This window comes from Parvibaculum sp. (assembly GCF_039680535.1).
GTDB lineage: Bacteria > Pseudomonadota > Alphaproteobacteria > Parvibaculales > Parvibaculaceae > Parvibaculum.
In genome coordinates this window covers 44,846-63,640 of the sequence record NZ_JBDKSS010000019.1, presented here as the reverse complement: position 1 = coordinate 63,640, position 18,795 = coordinate 44,846, and the positions used below count along the sequence as shown (strand labels likewise).

At 62.6% G+C, this 18,795-nt stretch carries 18 protein-coding genes; 7 read left to right on the top strand and 11 right to left on the bottom strand.

Translation table 11 applies throughout. The features are described 5' to 3' along the window. Nucleotide 1: 1 nt before the first annotated feature. From ABFC66_RS13560 to cysS, 5 genes are all read right to left on the bottom strand, one after another. Complete coding sequence (locus tag ABFC66_RS13560) at nt 2-1,732, bottom strand: hypothetical protein (protein WP_346741500.1); 1,731 nt, start codon at nt 1,730-1,732, stop codon at nt 2-4. A 138-nt stretch (nt 1,733-1,870) separates the two neighbouring features. Continuing rightward, nucleotides 1,871-3,856: a threonine--tRNA ligase gene (gene thrS, locus ABFC66_RS13555; RefSeq protein WP_346741499.1), complete on the bottom strand. Its 1,986-nt coding sequence runs from the start codon at nt 3,854-3,856 to the stop codon at nt 1,871-1,873. Further along, entirely contained in the window at nt 3,853-4,158 is a 306-nt protein-coding gene (yidD, locus tag ABFC66_RS13550; RefSeq protein WP_346741498.1) for a membrane protein insertion efficiency factor YidD, read from the bottom strand. Before yidD ends, thrS begins: the two co-directional genes overlap by 4 nt. A gap of 307 nt (nt 4,159-4,465) precedes the next feature. Next, the gene (locus ABFC66_RS13545) at nt 4,466-4,930 is read right to left on the bottom strand and encodes an iron-sulfur cluster assembly scaffold protein (protein ID WP_346741497.1); all 465 of its coding nucleotides are present in this window, start codon (nt 4,928-4,930) and stop codon (nt 4,466-4,468) included. Nucleotides 4,931-4,938: 8 nt separating this feature from the next. Continuing rightward, entirely contained in the window at nt 4,939-6,333 is a 1,395-nt protein-coding gene (gene cysS, locus ABFC66_RS13540; protein WP_346741496.1) for a cysteine--tRNA ligase, read from the bottom strand. Between the two features lie 395 nt (nt 6,334-6,728). Here cysS and folE point away from each other — a divergent pair, with 395 nt between their 5' ends. The 3 genes from folE (at nt 6,729) to ABFC66_RS13525 (ending at nt 9,085) form a co-directional block, all read left to right on the top strand. After that, a complete protein-coding gene (gene folE / locus ABFC66_RS13535) occupies nt 6,729-7,355 on the top strand; it encodes a GTP cyclohydrolase I FolE (RefSeq protein ID WP_346741554.1) in 627 nt (208 codons plus the stop codon). A 129-nt stretch (nt 7,356-7,484) separates the two neighbouring features. After that, nucleotides 7,485-7,925: a phosphoribosyl-AMP cyclohydrolase gene (gene hisI, locus ABFC66_RS13530; RefSeq protein ID WP_346741495.1), complete on the top strand. Its 441-nt coding sequence runs from the start codon at nt 7,485-7,487 to the stop codon at nt 7,923-7,925. Between the two features lie 110 nt (nt 7,926-8,035). Beyond that, nucleotides 8,036-9,085, top strand: coding sequence for a patatin-like phospholipase family protein (locus tag ABFC66_RS13525; protein WP_346741494.1), 1,050 nt, complete (start codon nt 8,036-8,038; stop codon nt 9,083-9,085). On the opposite strand, the gene ABFC66_RS13520 is transcribed toward ABFC66_RS13525, so the two are convergent. Further along, nucleotides 9,082-9,510, bottom strand: coding sequence for a CBS domain-containing protein (locus ABFC66_RS13520; RefSeq protein WP_346741493.1), 429 nt, complete (start codon nt 9,508-9,510; stop codon nt 9,082-9,084). The two genes, ABFC66_RS13525 and ABFC66_RS13520, sit on opposite strands and share 4 nt — an antisense overlap. A gap of 250 nt (nt 9,511-9,760) precedes the next feature. Between ABFC66_RS13520 and ABFC66_RS13515 the strand changes: the two genes are divergently transcribed. The 3 genes from ABFC66_RS13515 (at nt 9,761) to ABFC66_RS13505 (ending at nt 12,960) form a co-directional block, all read left to right on the top strand. Continuing rightward, nucleotides 9,761-11,044 carry a DUF2157 domain-containing protein gene (locus ABFC66_RS13515; protein WP_346741492.1) on the top strand — a complete coding sequence of 428 codons (1,284 nt, stop codon included), beginning with the start codon at nt 9,761-9,763 and terminating at the stop codon, nt 11,042-11,044. Next, the gene (locus tag ABFC66_RS13510; RefSeq protein WP_346741491.1) at nt 11,041-11,670 is read left to right on the top strand and encodes a GDYXXLXY domain-containing protein; all 630 of its coding nucleotides are present in this window, start codon (nt 11,041-11,043) and stop codon (nt 11,668-11,670) included. The genes ABFC66_RS13515 and ABFC66_RS13510 overlap by 4 nt, the downstream gene beginning before the upstream one ends. 612 nt (nt 11,671-12,282) lie before the next feature. Then, complete coding sequence (locus ABFC66_RS13505; RefSeq protein ID WP_346741490.1) at nt 12,283-12,960, top strand: TetR/AcrR family transcriptional regulator; 678 nt, start codon at nt 12,283-12,285, stop codon at nt 12,958-12,960. Here the strand turns inward: ABFC66_RS13505 and ABFC66_RS13500 are convergent. The 3 genes from ABFC66_RS13500 to ABFC66_RS13490 all read right to left on the bottom strand — a co-directional run bounded on the left by ABFC66_RS13500 (nt 12,941) and on the right by ABFC66_RS13490 (nt 14,745). Then, the gene (locus tag ABFC66_RS13500) at nt 12,941-13,240 is read right to left on the bottom strand and encodes a DUF4389 domain-containing protein (protein WP_346741489.1); all 300 of its coding nucleotides are present in this window, start codon (nt 13,238-13,240) and stop codon (nt 12,941-12,943) included. The two genes, ABFC66_RS13505 and ABFC66_RS13500, sit on opposite strands and share 20 nt — an antisense overlap. An 84-nt stretch (nt 13,241-13,324) precedes the next feature. After that, nucleotides 13,325-14,134 carry a rhomboid family intramembrane serine protease gene (locus ABFC66_RS13495; RefSeq protein ID WP_346741488.1) on the bottom strand — a complete coding sequence of 270 codons (810 nt, stop codon included), beginning with the start codon at nt 14,132-14,134 and terminating at the stop codon, nt 13,325-13,327. Beyond that, a complete protein-coding gene (locus ABFC66_RS13490; RefSeq protein WP_346741487.1) occupies nt 14,131-14,745 on the bottom strand; it encodes a 2-hydroxychromene-2-carboxylate isomerase in 615 nt (204 codons plus the stop codon). The genes ABFC66_RS13495 and ABFC66_RS13490 overlap by 4 nt, the downstream gene beginning before the upstream one ends. A 284-nt stretch (nt 14,746-15,029) precedes the next feature. Here ABFC66_RS13490 and hfaB point away from each other — a divergent pair, with 284 nt between their 5' ends. Continuing rightward, nucleotides 15,030-16,106, top strand: a complete 1,077-nt coding sequence (gene hfaB, locus ABFC66_RS13485) for a holdfast anchoring protein HfaB (RefSeq protein WP_346741486.1) — start codon at nt 15,030-15,032, stop codon at nt 16,104-16,106. A gap of 64 nt (nt 16,107-16,170) precedes the next feature. Here hfaB and ABFC66_RS13480 read toward each other — a convergent pair whose 3' ends face one another. Next, the gene (locus tag ABFC66_RS13480; RefSeq protein WP_346741485.1) at nt 16,171-16,524 is read right to left on the bottom strand and encodes a hypothetical protein; all 354 of its coding nucleotides are present in this window, start codon (nt 16,522-16,524) and stop codon (nt 16,171-16,173) included. A 440-nt stretch (nt 16,525-16,964) separates the two neighbouring features. Then, complete coding sequence (locus ABFC66_RS13475; RefSeq protein WP_346741484.1) at nt 16,965-18,383, bottom strand: MATE family efflux transporter; 1,419 nt, start codon at nt 18,381-18,383, stop codon at nt 16,965-16,967. Nucleotides 18,384-18,795 lie beyond the last annotated feature (412 nt).

Below are 18,795 nucleotides of genomic sequence, written 5' to 3'. Positions count from 1 at the left end.
GTCAGGGTTTCAGCGCGTCCATGGCGGAGGCTGACTTTTCATCTGCTGCCCTGCCGAGCATGCTCAGGACGTCGACATCGGGAGGCGCATCCTGCCCGCTTCCCGGCACATCCGCACGAAGCTCTTCGAGCGAGAACCCCATCTTCACATCATAGGTGCGTTCGGTCTGATTGCGGAGGCGTCGCTCCGCCTCATACCAGCGCCGTTTGACGTCACCGTCGCGGCAGGTGGCGAGTTCGGCGCCTTGCGCGCCCCAGCGGCGTTCCGGGCATTGATAGGGATCGAAGGAGAAATCGAAGAGTCTCCTTCGCGCCTCCTCGAAGCTCATCTGGCGTTTGCTTCCATCGGAGGCCGTCCAGACGACCGCGCAGGCTCCGGCCTCTTCGCGGTAGGCCGTGGCGAGATCGCGCGCCAGGTTCGTGCCCCGATAGGCGACGTGTGCACTGCGCGCCTTGTGCAAGGCAAGAAACTTTGCAACCTGATCCTTCAACTCCTGGAACGACACCTTGAGCCGCGCATCGCGAGATGGCGTCGAATAGGTTTCCCAATCGCCGGACGTGCCATAGATGTTGTCCGGCAGGCGCACCGGCTGCGGCTGCGCGTCCAGACCGGCCTGCACAGCGATATCGATCGCCATGGCGCGATAATGGAGGTCGTCGCAAAGCCCGCGCACCATGCTCCGCGTCTCGGCGAGAGGATCGTAGATCACGTCATGCCCCGCCACGGCGCGGCGCACATAGTCGTAATAATCCAGCGTCTCACCCTTGTAGACGAAGCGTCCCGATTGCCAGCCGCTTCCCCGCGCGGTGCCGTAGAACTGCTCATCCGACCAACTCGGCAACTGTCCGTCCGTCGCGGCGACGATGTACCCGCCGACATAGGAGCCATCGCCCGCCCGGCTCGCGCCGACGAGCTTCAGCGGACGCCAGTTCTTGAAGCCAGCGCCCATCGGCGGCGAGGCGCGAACGAAGCGGTGCCCATAGCTGCCGCGTGTCAGGCTGTTGTCCGGGTGGCTGTCGATGAAGCGGATGCGGCCCTCGCCGTCCACATCGTAGACCACTGCAACATGGCCGTTGGGATCGTAAATGTTCGTCCCCGGACGGATGGCGGCCGGCGAAATCCGGACAGGATAGAAGTCGAACAGGTCGCCTTGTTGCGGCTTCGGCGCAAAGCGATACATGGCGCTTGAAATCTGATTGGCAATGTTCGTGAGCACATAGCTGGCGTTGGGCCAGCGCCCATCCGAGGGCGTCAAAACATCGGTGCGCTGGAATACATAATTGCCATAGCGCGAATATCTCAGATCATTCGACTCCCCGATCGCCGCGACACCGCTCACATAGGAAAACGGCAAGCCGTTCTTCCAGGCAAAATAGGCCCGCAGGACATAGGGAAGATCCGCGCAATCGGCGAAAAAACTCAATCCCGCCGGGTCGCTCGCGCGATAGATGTTGGCCGGACTTTTCAGGCACTCATCGACGCTACGGCATTCGCTCAACCCGATGGCACGAACGAATTCGCCATAGGCCCGCTCGTCGCTGGCGCTCCATTCAGGCTTGAGAATACGCCATTGCAGCCCTTCCGGCGCCGGTGCCGCGTTGGGATCGAGTGTGTCGAGCGCGCTGACGACCGGCGACATGGTGCCGGCCACACGCCCCTCCGCAAATGCAGCACCCGCCCATATGCATAGCGCCAGCGCAATGGCGTAGCGGCCCACTCTCATCCCATGCATTCCCCGACTCCCCGCGACGGAATACTCAACCACAATGGGCTGTGGCATGTCCGACACGGATCGATTTAGTCTTTGGACGGGATATTTTCTGCCGGGGCCGGAAACAGAAAAGGGGGAAGCTTTCGCTTCCCCCTTGTCCTACTCGGCTGCTGCCTTGAGCTTTGCCGGCCTGAGGTCGGGCGGCGTCGCTTCCGCTGCGAGCGCGCGGATCGCTTCGTCGAGCGACGTCACCTTCTGGTCCTGTGAGCCGAGGCGACGGAGGGAGACGGTCCGCTCCTCCGCCTCGCGCTTGCCTGCAACGAGGATCACGGGAACTTTTCCGACGGAATGCTCGCGCACCTTGTAGTTGATCTTCTCGTTACGAAGATCGGTCTCGACGCGCAGGCCTGCCGCGCGCAGCGCTGCCGCGGCTTCTTCGGCATAGGCGTCAGCCTCCGACGTGATCGTCGCGACCACGACCTGCACCGGCGCAAGCCAGAGCGGGAAGCGGCCTTCGTAATGCTCGATCAGAATGCCGATGAAGCGTTCGAGCGAGCCGAGGATCGCGCGGTGGAGCATCACGGGGCGATGCTTGGCGCTGTCCTCGCCGATATAGGATGCGTCGAGGCGTTCAGGCAGGTTGAAGTCGAGCTGAAGCGTGCCGAGCTGCCACGAGCGGCCGATGGCATCCTTCAGATGGAATTCGAGCTTCGGTCCATAGAAGGCGCCTTCGCCCGGCGCGAGCGTGAATTCGCGTCCGATGGCCCGGAGCGCTTCGGCCAGCGCCGTTTCCGCGCGATCCCAGGTATCGTCGGAACCGACGCGCTGTTCGGGGCGCAGCGCGAGGCGGACCTTGAGGTCCGTGAAGCCCATATCGTCATAGACGCTTTCGAGAAGCGACACGAAGGCTTCAGTCTCGCCGCGGATCTGGTCTTCGGTGCAGAAGATGTGCGCGTCGTCCTGCGTCATCTGGCGCACGCGCATCAGGCCATGAAGCGCGCCATGCGCCTCATTGCGATGGCAGCATCCGAACTCCGCCATGCGCAGCGGCAGGTCGCGATAGGACTTCACGCCCTGCTTGAAGATCTGGATATGGGCCGGGCAGTTCATCGGCTTGATCGCCATGAGCTTCGCCTTGCCGGAAAGGACCGGCGCCTCGTCATCCGTCGACGGAATTTCATCCGGCACGACGAACATGTTCTCGCGATACTTGCCCCAGTGGCCCGACTGCTCCCAGAACTTGGAATCGAGAAGCTGCGGCGTACGAACCTCGACATAACCCGAAGCGTCGATACGGCGGCGAACATATTGTTCGAGCGCCTGCCAGATGCGCCAGCCCTTCGGATGCCAGAAGACGGAGCCCTGCGCCTCTTCCTGCAGATGGAAGAGATCCATCTCGCGGCCGATCTTGCGATGGTCGCGGCGCTCGGCCTCCTCGATCATCTGGAGATAGGCCTTGAGTTCCGCTTCCGTTGCCCAGCAGGTGCCATAGATGCGCTGAAGCATCTCGTTGCGGCTGTCGCCACGCCAATAGGCGCCCGCGAGTTTCGTCAGCTTGAAGGCCTTGCCGAGCTTGCCCGTCGACGGCAGATGCGGCCCGCGGCAGAGGTCGAGCCAGTTACCCTGTTTGTAGACCGAGACGTCCTCGCCGGCCGGAATGCTCTCGATGATCTCGGCCTTGTAGGCCTCGCCGATCTTCTTGAAATAGGCAATGGCCTCGTCGCGCGGCCAGACTTCGCGCGTGATCGTCTCGTTGCGGTCGACGATCTCGCGCATCTTCGCCTCGATGGCTTCGAGGTCTTCGGCCTTGAAGGGTTCGGCGCGCGCGAAGTCGTAGAAGAAGCCGTTCTCGATCACCGGGCCGATGGTGACCTGCGTGCCGGGGAAAAGCTCCTGCACCGCTTCGGCCATCACATGCGCGCAGTCGTGGCGCAGGATTTCGAGCCCGTCCGGCGTCGAGGGCGTGACCACCTCGACGATGGCGTCCTTGTCGATGACCGTCGCAAGGTCTTTCACCTTGCCGTCGATCTTCACGGCGATTGCCTTCTTCGCCAGCGATTTGGCGATGCTCTCGGCAAAGCCGAGGCCGCTGACCGGCTCCGCCAGTTCGCGCACCGAGCCATCCGGCAACGTCACTTTGATCATTTCTCGTCTCTCACTTCATTCTTTCGCGACCAGCGTCCATAGCCCCAAGGCATATACCACGGCACATGGGGCAAGGCGCGCGGCACGGGATCGAAGCCGTGGCTGCCCCAGGGGTGACAACGGCTGATCCGCGACGCCGCGAGCCAGCCCCCTTTCCAGGGGCCATGCAGCTCGATCGCCTCCATCGCATATTCCGAGCAGCTCGGCATGTGCCGGCAGCGCGGACCGAGCATGGGCGAGATGAACCAGCGATAAAGCTGGATCAGACCGCGCATTGCGAGCGACAGGGGGTCGTGCCGCATGTCGTTACCGTGGTCATTGCCCGGCGGAATCGGCCGGACGGGTGCAGGTTCATTACAGGAAAATGATAGTCGGCGCGCGGTCGCGGGCCTTCGCGGCTCAGGCTATCTGCCCGAGCCGGTGCTAGTGAGGGTCAGGGGCTGCAGGGCAGTCCCACTCCCAGGGATGGCTGTCTGTGCCGGTCGCAGAGACACGATTTCGGTCCTCATTTGAGCAGAGCCTCGCTCCGCCCCTTTTCATGGCGGCAAGGCTAGGCCGTCATGGTTGACAGAATATTACAGCCCCTGCCCCGGATCGTCCAATATGCCGCTATTGCGCGGCGGATTGGCCCCGTTTCGCGGCCATGGCGGCGTCCACCGCCTCTTCGACGGCATCGAAGATCAGCAGCGTGGAAGCATGACGCGCCTTGTAGTCGCGGACAGGCTCGAGGACCTCGAGATCCTTCCACTTGCCGCCGTAAATCTCGCGCGGGGGTTCTCCGCCTTCCTTGAGCATGCGCCGCATCACAGCGCCGATTTCGTGAAGTTCCGCCGCCGTCGAGCCGATCACATGCTGCGCCATGATCGAGGAAGAAGCCTGCCCCAGCGCGCAGGCCTTCACGTCGGCGCCATAGGCGGCAACCCTGTCGCCATCCATCTTCACGTCGACCGTGACCTTGGAGCCGCAAAGCTTCGAGACGGCCGTAGCGCTCGCATCCGGCGCAGCAAGCCGCTCCGTGAGCGGGATGTTCCCGGCCAGCTTCAGGATTCGCGCGTTGTAGATTTCGTTCAGCATTGGGCCTCTCAGCCTGCCACCCGCCAGGTCGTTCCCTGCGGGCCGTCCTCGATCAGGATGCCGCGTCCGGCGAGTTCGTCGCGGATGCGATCCGATTCCTTGAAATCCTTGGCCTTGCGCGCAGCCGCCCGGGCGGCGATCAGGCCTTCGATCTCTTCCGCATCAATATGGGGAGCGAGCCCCGCGCCTGCAAACCAGCTTTCAGGGTCCGCCTGAAGAAGGCCGATCAGATAGCCGGAACCGAGCAAGGCGGCCTTGAGCCGCGCCCTTTCGGCCTTGTCGGTCGCCGTGTTCGCCTGTTTCGCCAGATCGAAGAGAACGGCCAGCGCCTTGGGCGTGTTCAGATCGTCGAGCAGCGCTTCGAGAAAGGCTTCCGGCACGGCGTCGTTCGCCTGCGCCTCGACATCGGCCAGCGAACGGAGCGCCCCATAAAGCCGGTCGAGCATGCGGCGGGACTGCATCAGGCCATCCGCCGTCCAGTCGAGCGGCTGGCGGTAATGGCCATTCAGCAGCGCAAGGCGGATCGCCTCACCCGGCGCTTCCTTGATGAGGTCGTGGACCAGCAGCACATTGCCGATCGACTTCGACATCTTTTCCTTTTCGATGTTCACGAAGCCGTTATGCAGCCAGAAGCGGGCCAGCGGCGCATTGCCATGGGCGCAGTTCGACTGGGCGATCTCGTTCTCATGATGCGGGAACTGGAGGTCGATGCCGCCGCCATGAATGTCGATGGTGGTGCCGAGATGCTTCTCGATCATGGCCGAGCATTCGATGTGCCAGCCCGGACGGCCGCGGCCCCAGGGGCTGTCCCAGCCCGGCTGTTCGGGCGCGGAGGGCTTCCAGAGCACGAAGTCGGCGGGGTCTTTCTTGTAGGGGGCCACCTCGACGCGCGCGCCAGCGATCATGTCGTCGCGGTCGCGGCCGGAAAGCTGGCCGTATTCTGCATAGCTCGGCACGTTGAAGAGCACATGGCCATCCGCCGCGTAGGCGTGGCCATTGGCGATCAGCGTTTCCAGCATGGCGATCATGCCGGGGACGGTTTCGGTCGCCTTGGGCTCAATGTCGGGCGGAAGCACGCCCAGCGTGCCCATGTCGTCGCGATAGATATTGGCGTATTTGTCCGTGATCGCGGAGATCTCGACGCCCTGCTCTTTGGCGGCGGCGATGATCTTGTCCTCGATGTCGGTGATGTTCCGCGCATAGACGACATGCGGATAGAGCCGCCGCAGCACCCGGGCGAGCACGTCGAAGACGACGGCGGGGCGCGCGTTGCCGATATGGGCGAAGTTGTAGACCGTGGGTCCGCAGACATACATGGTCACACGGGCCGGATCGGCGGGCTCGAAGACCTCCTTGCGGCGGGTCAGTGAATTCTGAAGCGTAAGTCGAAGGGAAGTCGTCATCGCGGATGCCTTGGGCGGGATGCCTGATCTCGGATGCGGCATGGCGCTCGCCGCCCGGCCCGCTCCGAAGCAACCCTGTCCATGTCAGGGATAGGCACTTGTTAATCGCCTTGATCCTGCCCGGCAAGGCTTAACATTCCGCAGAATACCAAGGGTTTACCCGCACACTATTTGCGCTTTTAGCTGGTCGGCGTGTCTTGATAGAGCGTTTCCGCAAAGCTATATGCATCCTTGAGACGATGGAACATGGGTTGGCGCGTGGCATATAGACCTCGTGCTTGATGGGCAAAATGACCGGCCCGCTTCGGACGGTCATGACTTGAACTGACGGCGAGCATCCTCCGCGTGTTTCGGGGGTGCCGTCGGGAAACCCCTAAAGAGATGGTCATATGGACATGAATGCTGTTGATGGGTTGCGCTCGACCATGACGGATCCCCGCTCCGCCCCCCTGAAGAAGCCCTCGCGCGAGGAAGCGGAAGCCGCCGTGCGCACGCTCATCGCCTGGGCAGGCGACAATCCGGCGCGCGAAGGGCTCATCGACACGCCCGGCCGCGTCGTGCGCGCCTATGAAGAATTCTTCGAGGGCTACAACGAAGACCCCTACAAGGAACTGACCCGCACCTTCGAAGAAGTCGAAGGCTATAGCGACATGGTCATGCTCCGCGACATCGCCATCGAGAGCCATTGCGAGCACCACATGGTCGCGATCCTCGGCAAGGCGCATGTCGCCTATGTGCCGACTTCCAAGGTCGTCGGCATTTCGAAGCTCGCCCGCGTCATCGAGATTTTCGCCAAGCGCCTCCAGACGCAAGAAACGATGACGGCCCAGATCGCCGATACGATCAACCGCGCGCTTGAGCCCGCCGGCGTCGCCATTCTCATCGAGGCGAAGCACCAGTGCATGACGACGCGCGGCATCAAGAAGCCGGACGTGGCGACCATCACCAGCCAGTTCACCGGCGTCTTCCGCGACGATCCGCGCATGGAAGCCCGGTTCATGCAGATGATCCGCGGCTATTGAGCCCCATTTCTTCATCCGAAAAACGTCATGGCCCGGCTTGTCCGGGCCATCAACGTCTCTAGGATAGCGCAAAGCAAAACGCTGATGCCCCGCATGAAGCGGGGCATGACGTTTTGGGAGCAGAGCGTCATGAGCACTTCCCTATTTGCCCCGCGCGGCAGCGAACACGAAATCGAAACCGGCACCACCCTCGCGCCGAAATTCGACGAGCATGGACTCATTCCCGCCATCGCCACCGATGCGAAGACGGGCGACGTGCTGATGTTCGCCTGGATGAATGCCGAAGCGCTGGAGCGCACGATCCGAACCGGCGAGGCCTGGTACTGGAGCCGTTCGCGCAAGGCCTTCTGGCGCAAGGGCGAGACCAGCGGCCAGACGCAGACCGTGAAGGAAATCCGCATCGACTGCGATCAGGACGCGATCCTGCTCAAGGTCGAGGTCGGCGGAGACGGTGGCGCATGCCATGTCGGCTATCGCTCCTGCTTCTATCGCTCGATACCGGTCGGCGCTTCCGATCAGGTCGAACTGCGCTTCGAGGACGAGAAGCTCCACGACCATAAGCACGGTTGAAACCGGCTCCATTCGGTCACATTTCCGCCTGACTGGTGCCCCGCTCGCGCGTTGCACTCGCCTTTGAACCTGCGCCGCAAGGGGCGCATGATGCATTTGTCGTCGACGATATGAAGCAGCAGAAAATGATCCGCCCGAAGATCGGCATAGCACTGGGTAGCGGCGTCGCGCGCGGCTGGGCGCATATCGGCGTGCTGCGCGCGCTTGCCCGCGCGGGCATCGAACCGGACATCGTGTCCGGTACATCGATCGGTTCGCTGGTGGGCGGCTGCTACCTCGCAGGCAAGCTCGACCCGCTGGAAGAATTCGCCCGCTCGCTGACGCGCAGGCGCCTGCTCGGCCTCGTCGATTTCCGTTTTCGCTCATCCGGCCTCATCGGCGATTCAAAACTCGAAGCCGTGATGCGCGAGCATCTCGGCGACACCCGCATCGACCAGCTCGACCGCACCTTCGTTGCCGTCGCGACGGAGCTTGCGACCGGCCATGAGCTTTGGCTGCGCGAGGGCAATCTGGTGCAGGCGATCCGCGCTTCCTATGCCCTGCCCGGCGTCTTCGCGCCGGTGCCCGTCGACAATCGCTGGCTGATCGACGGCGCCATCGTCAATCCGGTGCCTGTATCGGTAACGCGGGCACTCGGCGCACGGCTCGTCATCGCGGTCAACCTCAACACCGACCCTTTCGATCCGGCGACGCGGCGGCATTGGGAACAGGGCCACAATCCCTTCTATGTGCATACGCCGACGCCCGAGCCCTATGGCCTTGCCGAAGAGATAGACGAGATCGTGGAAGCGGCCGAGGCGGAAGCCGCCGCAGAAGTGGGCGACGCGGACTCGAAGCTCGTCGCGGGCATTCGCGGCACGCTGGCCCGGCTGCGCGGCAAGATGCCGACGCCCGAACGCGAACTGATGAAACGCGCCATGGGCGGCAAGCAGCGAGGGCCCGGATTTGCCAGCGTGATGCTCGCCTCGCTCAACATCATTCAGGACCGGCTCGCCCGCGCGCGGCTCGCCTCCGATCCGCCGGACATCGTCATCGCGCCGAAGATCGGCCATCTGACGCTGCTTGAATTCGACAAGGCGGATGAATTGATACGCCTCGGCGAAGAAGCGGCAGAGGAAGCTCTGCCGCTCATTCGCGAGATGTCGGACCTGTTGCGCTAGCTGTTGGCGATGTAGAGGCGCAGCGCCTCCGACTCCATCACGGTCTCCGCGATGCGATGTTTCACGACGTCGCCGATCGAAATGATGCCGATGACCTCGTCGCGATCCACGACAGGCAGATGGCGGAAGCGCCCTTCCGTCATCGCATCCATCAGTTCGTCGACAGTGTCGTTGAGGCCGCAGGTGATCACTCGCGCCGTCATCACCTCACTCACCGGACGTTCCAGCGCCTCCGCGCCGGAAACGGCAACCGCGCGCACGATATCGCGCTCGGACAGCATGCCGAGGAGTTGGCCACCCTGCATGACGACCACGGCACCGATGCGCTTGCTGGTGAGCAGGCGCGCCGCCTGGGCTAAGGTCGCGATCGGCGCGATGGTCACAACACCCGATCCCTTGGCTTTCAGTATTGTTGATACGTGCATGGGTCTCCTCCCTTACCAGGGAGCCACCAGTCGGCTATCCAGCGCGGACCTCACGCGTGGGTCAGTCCGCACTCTGCCGCGCAGGCAACTACCCGGACCTCATGTTGCGGCATTCCGCCATCCCCGGCAAGCTGCTTGACGCAGGGTAAAACTGATCCTTTTTGGGACTCTTGGCCCTATTGGCGCCTTATCCCCCAACTAGCGTAAGCCCGCTAAGCTCGCGGCAACCTAACGATTCGGCGGCATTCCAATGTGGCAACGCATCTACCTTCAACGTCTCAAGCACGATCTGGAACTCTGGATCGAACGCGGCTGGGTGACGCCCCAGAATGCCGAGGCGATCCTTGCCTCAGCCAGCGGCGAGGCTGCCGCCCGCCGTGTGCCGCAGATCCTCGCCCTGTTTGGCGCAGTGCTGATCGGCTTCGCGGCCATGAGCTTCGTCGCCGCGAACTGGGTCGAGCTTTCGAAGCTTACGAAACTCATCCTCCTCATGAGCGCGATGTGGGCAGCCTATGGCGCCGCCTTCGTACTCGACCGGCGCGAACATCCCGCCTTCGCGCAAGCGGCCGTCATCGGCGGCCTCGCGCTTTTCGGCGCGAACATCATGCTGATCGCGCAAATATATCATGTGAGTACGGACAATCCGACCTGGCTCCTTCTCTGGTGCGTCATATCGCTCGCCAGCGCATGGGCCATGCCGTCGCGGCCCGCGCTCGGCCTCGCCTTCCTGCTGGCGTCGATATGGTCCTTCTCGGTGACGCCGGGGGAAGGCTCCGTGCATTGGGGCTTCTTCCTGCCCTGGGCTGCGGCGCTTGCGCTCACGCTGCGGCTCAACTGGCTCTCCGGCCTGCATCTCGCGATCCTCACCGTCTGCGCCTGGGCGGCGTTCAACATCGAGCCGCTGTCATCCATGCTCGGTTGCGGATGGAACGAGATCGCCGCGATCTATCTTCTTGTTTCGGTCATGCTCTGGCTCGGTTCGCTGCGCGTTTCCGAAACTTCGATGCGCTTCGGCTCGACGATGGAGGCCTATGGCATCGTGCTTTCCTTCGGCCTCTTCTGGGTGCTGCAGGCAACCAGGCCTGAACATCATGTGAGTGGCGGATGGATGGGCGCTATCGCCGTCGCCCTTGCCGCCGCAGGGGCTCTCCTGTATCGCGAATGGCAGGCGAAACGGCTTGCGCCGCGCGACGCAACAGGCTTCGCGGCGCTGGCATGTTTCGGCGCCCTCTATCCCGGATTTGCGACAGCGACACCCGGCTTCGTTCCGTGGCTCTATGCGGGCCTCTTCATCGGCTTCAGCGTCTGGCTCCTTGCCTATGGATCGAGCCAGCGCAATCGCTTTGCGCTCAATGCCGCCTTCGCGGCCTTCGCAGGCGAAGTCCTCTACCTCTATTTCGAGACACTCGGCACGTTGCTCGACACTGCGGCCTTCTTCGCGCTTGGCGGCGTGATCCTGATTGCGGGCGCCTATGTGCTCGCCCGTGTTCGCAAACGCGTCGTCAGTGCCGTCGATGAAGGAAGCGCCAAATGAACGGTCTCATGAAAAAGTTCGGCCGCTTCGGAACCGCGGTCCTCATCCTCGCGCTGCTGCAGACGATCATCCTCGTCTGGCTGATCAATGGACGCGTCTCAATCCTCAATTCGAAGGATGTCGTCACGCTGAAGAGCGAACCTGTCGATCCGCGCGACCTGTTTCGCGGCGATTATGTGGTGCTGTCCTATGGCATCTCGCGCCTGACGCTTGACGGGCTGAAGGGCGACAAGGACTTCAGGCAGGGCGATACGATCTATGTCGAGATCAGTCCCCGGCGCGACACGTGGCTGGCCGAAGGCGCCTGGCATAGCGCGCCGATGCCGGCCCTGGGCAACAGCGTCATTCGCGGGCGCGTGACCAACGTCGCGAAGAATGTCGGCCGTGTCCGGCCTACGCCGTCATCCAGAGACGTCGAGGAAACGCCCTGCGCCGACTGCGAGATGCTGAATGTCAGCTATGGCATCGAGAGCTATTTCGTGCCTGAAGGCCAGGGGCGGAAGCTGGAAGAAGAGCGAAACGCCCGCGCGCTCTCCGTCGATGTGGCGATTGCCCGCGATGGCGAAGCTGCGATCAAGGGCATTCGCCTCGACGGCAATCTGCTCTACGAGGAACCCCTGTTCTGACAAAGACCCCGTTCGGGCTTCTTCCCGCTTCATTTTGAGGGAAACCACACCGCCGCCGAGTCGTCGACGTGGCTTGGAGCAGCCCCGCGCGTGTCCGCGCCGGGCCGATTTCGCGCGCCAAATTCAAGATTGTGACAGTGACATTATGTCGCATGGCTTTGGCGCCCTGCGCGGCGGACGTCGCAGCGAAAGACTGCATTCAGCGCTTCGCTTCGTTCGGTGTTGCATCATGCAAATACCGACAGCCTGACAGGCTCGTTCACTGCCTGCCGGGAGGCCGAACTGCGGCTCTACCCTTCGCAGATTGGCGGAAATGCTGGATTTGGGGCGGCCGGATAGAACGCGGATCGGCGAGGCCAAGGCCGCTCGCGCCGCGCGGCGAAGCGCTGGGGCGCGCCCGACGCGGCCGCGAACACTAAAATATTATCCATAAACAAAGCACAATCGGAGCATCTTCCGGGCTTTTGCTTCGACCGCTAACCACGCAGCAGATATAACAATGTTATAAACAAGCGCTGGACAGACGATCGAGGCTGCCCGATAGAAACCTGACTAAACTGCGGAGTTCGCCTACGGAGTTTGAAAATGTGTTCTGCCGAGAGACCTGACAACGTGACCGACAAGCGGCGCTCGGCACAAAGAACTGCGCTACTCGATGCCGCGAGCGAAATGCTTGTCCATGGCGGGCATGAGTCGATTTCTCTGCGGAAACTGGCGGCGAAGGTCGGCACCTCGACCATGTCCGTCTACACCGCCTTCGGCGGCAAGGACGGCCTGATCGAGGCATTGATCGACGAAGGCTTCAAGCGCCTGTCCATTGCACTGGCGGAGGTACCGCGGAACAAGGAGCCGCTTCTCTGGCTCAGAAATCTCGGCACGGGATTCCGGCACTTCGCGCTTGAGAACCAAGCCTATTACGCATTGATGACCAGCGTGACGATGCCGCTGAGCGCGGAAGAGCGGCACGACAATCCCGGTTACTCCGATCTGCCCTCGCGCGCCATCACGCGCCACCCTGCCTATCGGGTGCTGCTCGACGCGATTAAGGCCTGCATCGACGAAGGCAGCTTTCCCGCGAACCTGTCTCCGATTGCAATTTCCGAGTCTTTCTGGGCGACGATCCACGGGCTGTGCAGCCTCGAACTCGCGGGCTTCTACAAAAACGAGAATGACGCGCGCGCAGCCTTCACGCTCACCGCCTTCGCCGTGATGAGGGGACTGATGACGCCGAAGGGGCTTGCGAAGCTCGACGCCCTGCTGGCGGCCAACACTACTCCTGCGGTGGCGTAACCGCCGGAAACCTGCTCAGCGGAAAAGGCTTTTCCTCGCGCGCAAAGATGACGAAGGAAAGACACTCTCCGATATATTGAACGAGGTTACGGCTGAAGCCGCGCAATTCCTCGTTCTTCTCCTTGGTCACCAGAATGACCACGAGTTGCACGACCCCGAGAAAGAGCGCCAGCGAAAAGGCGATATGCGCCAGAATCGCATAGGCAATCATGTAGAGAAAACGCACCCAGAGCGGCTCCTGCACAGCGGCCTCTGATGGCGCGGACGATGTATCGCTCATCTCGATTGCCTCCTCATAAGCGGCCCTCTGCAAGGGCCCTCAATGCATGTGGTTAGCCACAGGCCGCATTCAAGGCGTGTTGCCTCAAGGCAGCTTGTTGCGACCGCTCCATTCCCCATAGCCGACATTGCCCGGCCCGCCCGAAGGCGAGGTGCGGTAAGGATCGAAGAAACCGAAGAACAACAGACCCGCGAGGAAGCCGCCGAGATGCGCTTCCCAGGCGACGCTGACATTCTCGCCCGTGGGCGTGATGCCGGTAGGGCCGAAGAGGAAGTTGAGGCCGATCCACACGCCGACGAAAATCAGCACACGGCGATCGGTGAGCGCGCGGCCGATGCTCGCCTGGGCGCGTGGGGCCGTGCTGGCGTAAGGCGCACCGCCCAGACCGCCAAGCGGGCCGTCCGCCAGAAAGACGAAGCGAGCCGCGCCGCCCATCATGCCGGAGATCGCGGCCGAGGCACCGATGACGGGAACGAGCGACCCCGCATTGAGCCACACGTGAAGAAGCCCACCCACAATGCCGCAGGCGAAGTAAAAGAGGAGGAAGCGCACTGTGCCGATGCGCCGCGTGATCGGGCTGCCAAAGGCGAGCAGCCAGACGGCATTGACGGCCGCATGGCTCCAGCTCCCATGAAGGAAGGTGTAGCTGATGAGCGAAAAGAGCTTGCCCGCGAGGCCGCCCGGAAAGACGAGATCGGGATGGCCCGGCACTTCGGTGAAGCGGCCGGGAAAAAGCCCGAAGAGGACGATGATCTCGTTCTGCGTCGTCTCCGGCAGATTGCTCACCACCCCATAGATGACGAGAACCGCAACGACGAGCGCGAGCACGATGCCCGGCACGTTGAAGGCCGGCGGGTTTGTGCGCCGCGCATAGACTTCAGGAGGGATAGTCATTTCACAAGTGCCTTCAACGCGGCTTCTACAAGCGGCAAGCGATCATTGCCGAAATACATGTCGGTCTTGCCGACAAACATCGTCGGGGAGCCGAAACCGCCGCGGGCGATGACTTCCTCAGTGTTGTCGCGCAGCCGCTTCTTGACGTCTTCTTCCTTGATGCGGCGGCTGACCATGTTCCAGTCGAGCCCCACTTCGGCGCAGATGGCGGCCAGAACATCCGGCTGACTGATGTCCTTCAACTCGCTCCAATAGGTTCTGAAGGTCGCGCGCGCAAAGGCCGGCAGCTTGCCCTCGTCGCTCGCAACGATCGCTGCCCGCATCGCATCGACGGCGCGCACGGGGAAAACGGGCGGCTGCCCGATCACGATGCCGCAATAGCGCGCCCAGTCCTGAATATCCTTCACGTAATAGCGCGCCTTGACCGGGTTCGGATTTGCGCGCTGCTCATACACCGTATCGTTAACGGCATTGAAGATTCCGCCGACGAGCACCGGCCGCCAATCGATAACGGCGCCCGCGCGCTCGGCCAGTGCCTCGATGCGGCTGAAGGCGAGATAGGTCCAGGGGCTGGAGCAATCGAAGAAGAATTCGAGGACAGGTTTCGGCAAGGCTCTGTCTTTCCTGCTTGTTCTGGTTGAGCCGAGTGTCGCCCGCGAGAGACGGCGCCGCAAGGCGCGCCCGGCTGTGCCAAGGACGTACAGCACTAGCATTTCCGGGGTGTCCGTGTCGAAGCGGGACAATGCGCTCGGTGCGAAGCACCACGACATGCGCGGAAATCCGCGAGATTCCGGAAATCCCGACAGGCCGCAATCGCTGGCATACCGGTTGCAGCCACGGGTTCGACCTCGGTTTCTGCCCATCTGGAACCGAACTGGAACTCAGGAGACCGATCGTGTTCGTAACCGCAAAGTCGATATCGGCACATAAGGGACTGGCCGCGCGCGCGCTCGGCCTTCTCTCCATCGCCTTCGCGTTGACCGGTTGCATCACGCCGAGCGCAGGGTCGAACGGCCAGTACACGGCACCCGTCGGCGACGCTCCTGTCATCAGCAATGAAACGCCCTACTCCTCGGCGCTGCGCTGCCTTGCCACGCATATCCCGAGCGACATTCAGGCAAGCCGCATCGCAGTCGGCAATATTCGCGACTACACGGGCAAGGAAGAGGCCGACGGTTCGGGCCGCAAGCTGACGCAGGGCGCGTCGCTCATGGCGATGTCGGCCCTCGGCAAGGCGGGCGTGCCGCTGGTCGAGCGCTACGACACATCCGTTACCGAACTCGAACTCAAATATACCAACAGCAAGCTCATCGGCGACGCTGAGCCTAATGGCGACTATCGCAAGATCTTCGCGGGCGAAATCCGCGGCAGCGACTATTACCTCGTCGGCGGCATCACCGAACTCAACTTCAACATCCGCTCCGGCGGCATCTCGGCATCCGCCGCAAGCTCGTCGGATGAAGGCTGGGGCGCGAATGCGGGCGGCAAGCTTTACGTGATGAATATCGGCCTCGACCTGCGCCTCGTGAACAGCCGCACGCTGGAAGTCGTCGATTTCGTTTCCTATCAGAAGCAGATCGTCGGCCATGAGGTCAGCGCCGGCGTTTTCGACTTTCTCGGCGGCAATCTCTTCGATGTCGGCGCGGGCGAAAGCGCGATGGAGCCGGTCCAGCTCGCCGTGCGCTCTGTCGTCGAACGCGCCGTGCTGAAGATGCTGGTGCCGCTCTACCATGTGGATCCCGGCCAATGCGCGAAGTTCGGCTCCAAGGGCGATCCGATGGGCAAGATCGATTATCGCCAGACGAACCCCGATGCGGTCGACCATCGCCCCGTGCGCGATAACGCGCCGCGCGAAGCAGACGCCGTGGCACCCGCCGCGCCCGCTCGCAAGGTCACGCAGACCGATGAATCGCCTTACGCCTATTACGCCCCTGTCGACAACGGCGCGGGCTTGCGCGGCCAGGTCAACTGAGCGGCGCGGCGCCATAACGCATGAGACGACAAATCGGGGAGGGCTCACGCCCTCCCCTTTTCGTTCAGTTTACCGGACCGAAAACCGGCGGTGCGCCGAACCGCGCATAGGCGTCGATGCCCGCGCGCGTGAACGCGGTATAGAGCCAAAGGGCCGCAAGGCTCGCCGCGAACCAGACGAACAGCGCAATTGCGACACGGTGGCGGCTCGCTCGCGGGACGACGTGATCGCGATAGAGTGCCGCGAAGGCTGCGAACATCGCGGCCTCGATGCCCGGTAGAATGACGCCTGCCAGTTCGATGAAGCTTTCCGTCGGCGCCAATGCAGGCGCGAGCCCCAGATAAAGAACGAGCGCGGCGACGACAGCGGCGAGCCGAGGATTTGCCGCTATCAAAGGGCCTGGATGAATCTGTTTCATGTGCGTGGTCTCTCCCCCTGTGGTCCGCGCATGAGTCTCCGTTCGGCCGCACATGGTTCTGCGGGCCGGCATGCGCCGGAATGAAAGTGCGTATCTACTCAGTACATGCGCGCGGGCGGAGCGCGGCTTTCACCGCGCTGACTTCCGGAACTCGCATTGAGAATTTTCATATGAACTCCTGCGGTGTGATCACCGGCAGGAACCTGAAACGACAAGGGCCCCAACCGGTTGGTGGGGCCCTTGATGTCGAATTTGCAGGCTAAATCAGCGCGTGCGGAAACGACCGGGCCCCGTGGGCACGTATTCGCGGCCAAAAGCCGAAGAATGGAGATTTCGCACAAGCTGTGTCATGGCGCGCAACATATAACCGAGTCGTCCGTATGCAAACCGATATTCGGAACGCATCGGAAAATTGCCACCTACTGTGGCAGAACTGTCGCCTAGAGCGTCCGCGATCCGATCATGCCCGACATCCAGGCGAAGCGCAGCACCATGCCGGAAGCGCAGCAGAACAGGCCCAGGATGAAGGCCATCCAGACGCCGACACCTTCGAAGCCAAATACGAAGACGAACAGCAGCGCTGCCGGAAAACCGACAAGCCAGTAGCTCGCGCCGTTGATCCACATGGGCGCCTGCGCATCCTTCAGCCCTCTCAGCGACAGACTCAGTGTCACCTGAAGCGAGTCGAAGAATTGGAAGGCAGCGCCGAGGCGCAGGAATACGACCGCATGCTCGATGACGTCGGCATTGGCCGGATCCTTCGCATCGATATAGAAGCCGACGATTTCGCGCGGGAAAACCGCAAAGGCAAATCCGGTCACGAGCATGAAGAGCTGACCGAGCGCGGAGGCCGTCAGCCCCGCGAGACGCACGCGCGGCAGATCCTTCGCTCCCGCAGCGAGGCCCACACGCACGGTCGCCGCCGTCGCGACACCGAGCGGAACCATGAAGGCGAGCGCGACGGCATTCAGCGCAACCTGATGCGCCGCGACGCTTGCCGTGCCGAAATAGCCCATGATGAGCGTCCCGGCATTGAAGAACATGGCTTCGAAGATCATCGTCATGCCGATCGGCAGGCCGAGCCGGACGATTTCCGCAAACTTCGGCCATGCCGGCCGCGCGAAGCGGTGGAAAATGCGGTAGCTCGAAAGCGACGGCGTGAGGAGGATCGCGGCGAGAAGCGCGAAGAAGCTGAAGGCGAAAGAAACCGCGCTCGCCAGACCAGCCCCGAGAAGCCCCATGCGCGGCGCTCCGAAATGCCCGAAAATCAATGCATAGGCGAGGCTCGCATTGACCAGGACCGTGAGCATCATCACGACCAGCGCCGCTCGCGGATGGCTCAGCGCATTCGTGTAGCCACGCAGCACATTGAAGGCGAGCGTGAACGGCAGGCCGAACATGAGGATATGCATGAAGGCGCCCGCGTCGGCGCTGAGCTTCTCGGGCTCGCCGAGCAGCACCAGAATATCGCCGGTGAAATAGAGCAGCAGCATCATCGGCGGCGATATGAAGATGATCGCCCAAAGCGCCATGCGAACGCTGGCGCGGACGGACGGCGCCGCGAAGCGCTTTTCGCCGAGCGTATGGGCAATCATGGGCTGGACGGCGACCGCGGGGCCCATGCCGAGCAGCCACATCGCCCAATAGATGCTGAGCGCCAGCGCCGAGGCCGCGAGTGCGTCCTTGCTATAGGCGCCGAGCATCAGCACGTCGATCGTGCCGACGCCCATCTGCGCGAGCTGCGTAACGACAATCGGCCCCGCAAGGCGCGTCAGCGCGCGGGCCTCTATCTTCCATGCCGGGGCGGCGTGATGCGCGATCTCGGCCGTGGTCTGAATATTTTGAACTGAATCGGTCATGTGACGGGCTTTATTCTGCGGAGCCCGATGAACGGTGGAGGCGTCGAGACGGACAAAAAACCCTCCGGAGCGTAGATCGGGCTCGGAGGGTTTGATCCTTGGATCTGGCGGATGGTTAGTCCGCGCTCTCCTCGCGAGTAATCAGGGCGCGCGACAACACAGCGTCGCCGTGGGGCGCCTTATGTGCTGTGGTGGTTGAATTCGCCATGACACTGCTCGCTCGAACGCAGGCCCGGCCTGCAAGGTCTGAAATGGTTACGCCCCGCGTTAATCCAAGTCAACACAGGTCCCTGCGCAAAGCGCACAGGACCAGCGATTGTTGCCATTGGGTGTCAGTCGGAAAGCCGCGAAGTCCGCGACAAACAAAAAGGGAGAGCCAAGGCTCTCCCTCCAATCCTTCGCAACGCCGCGG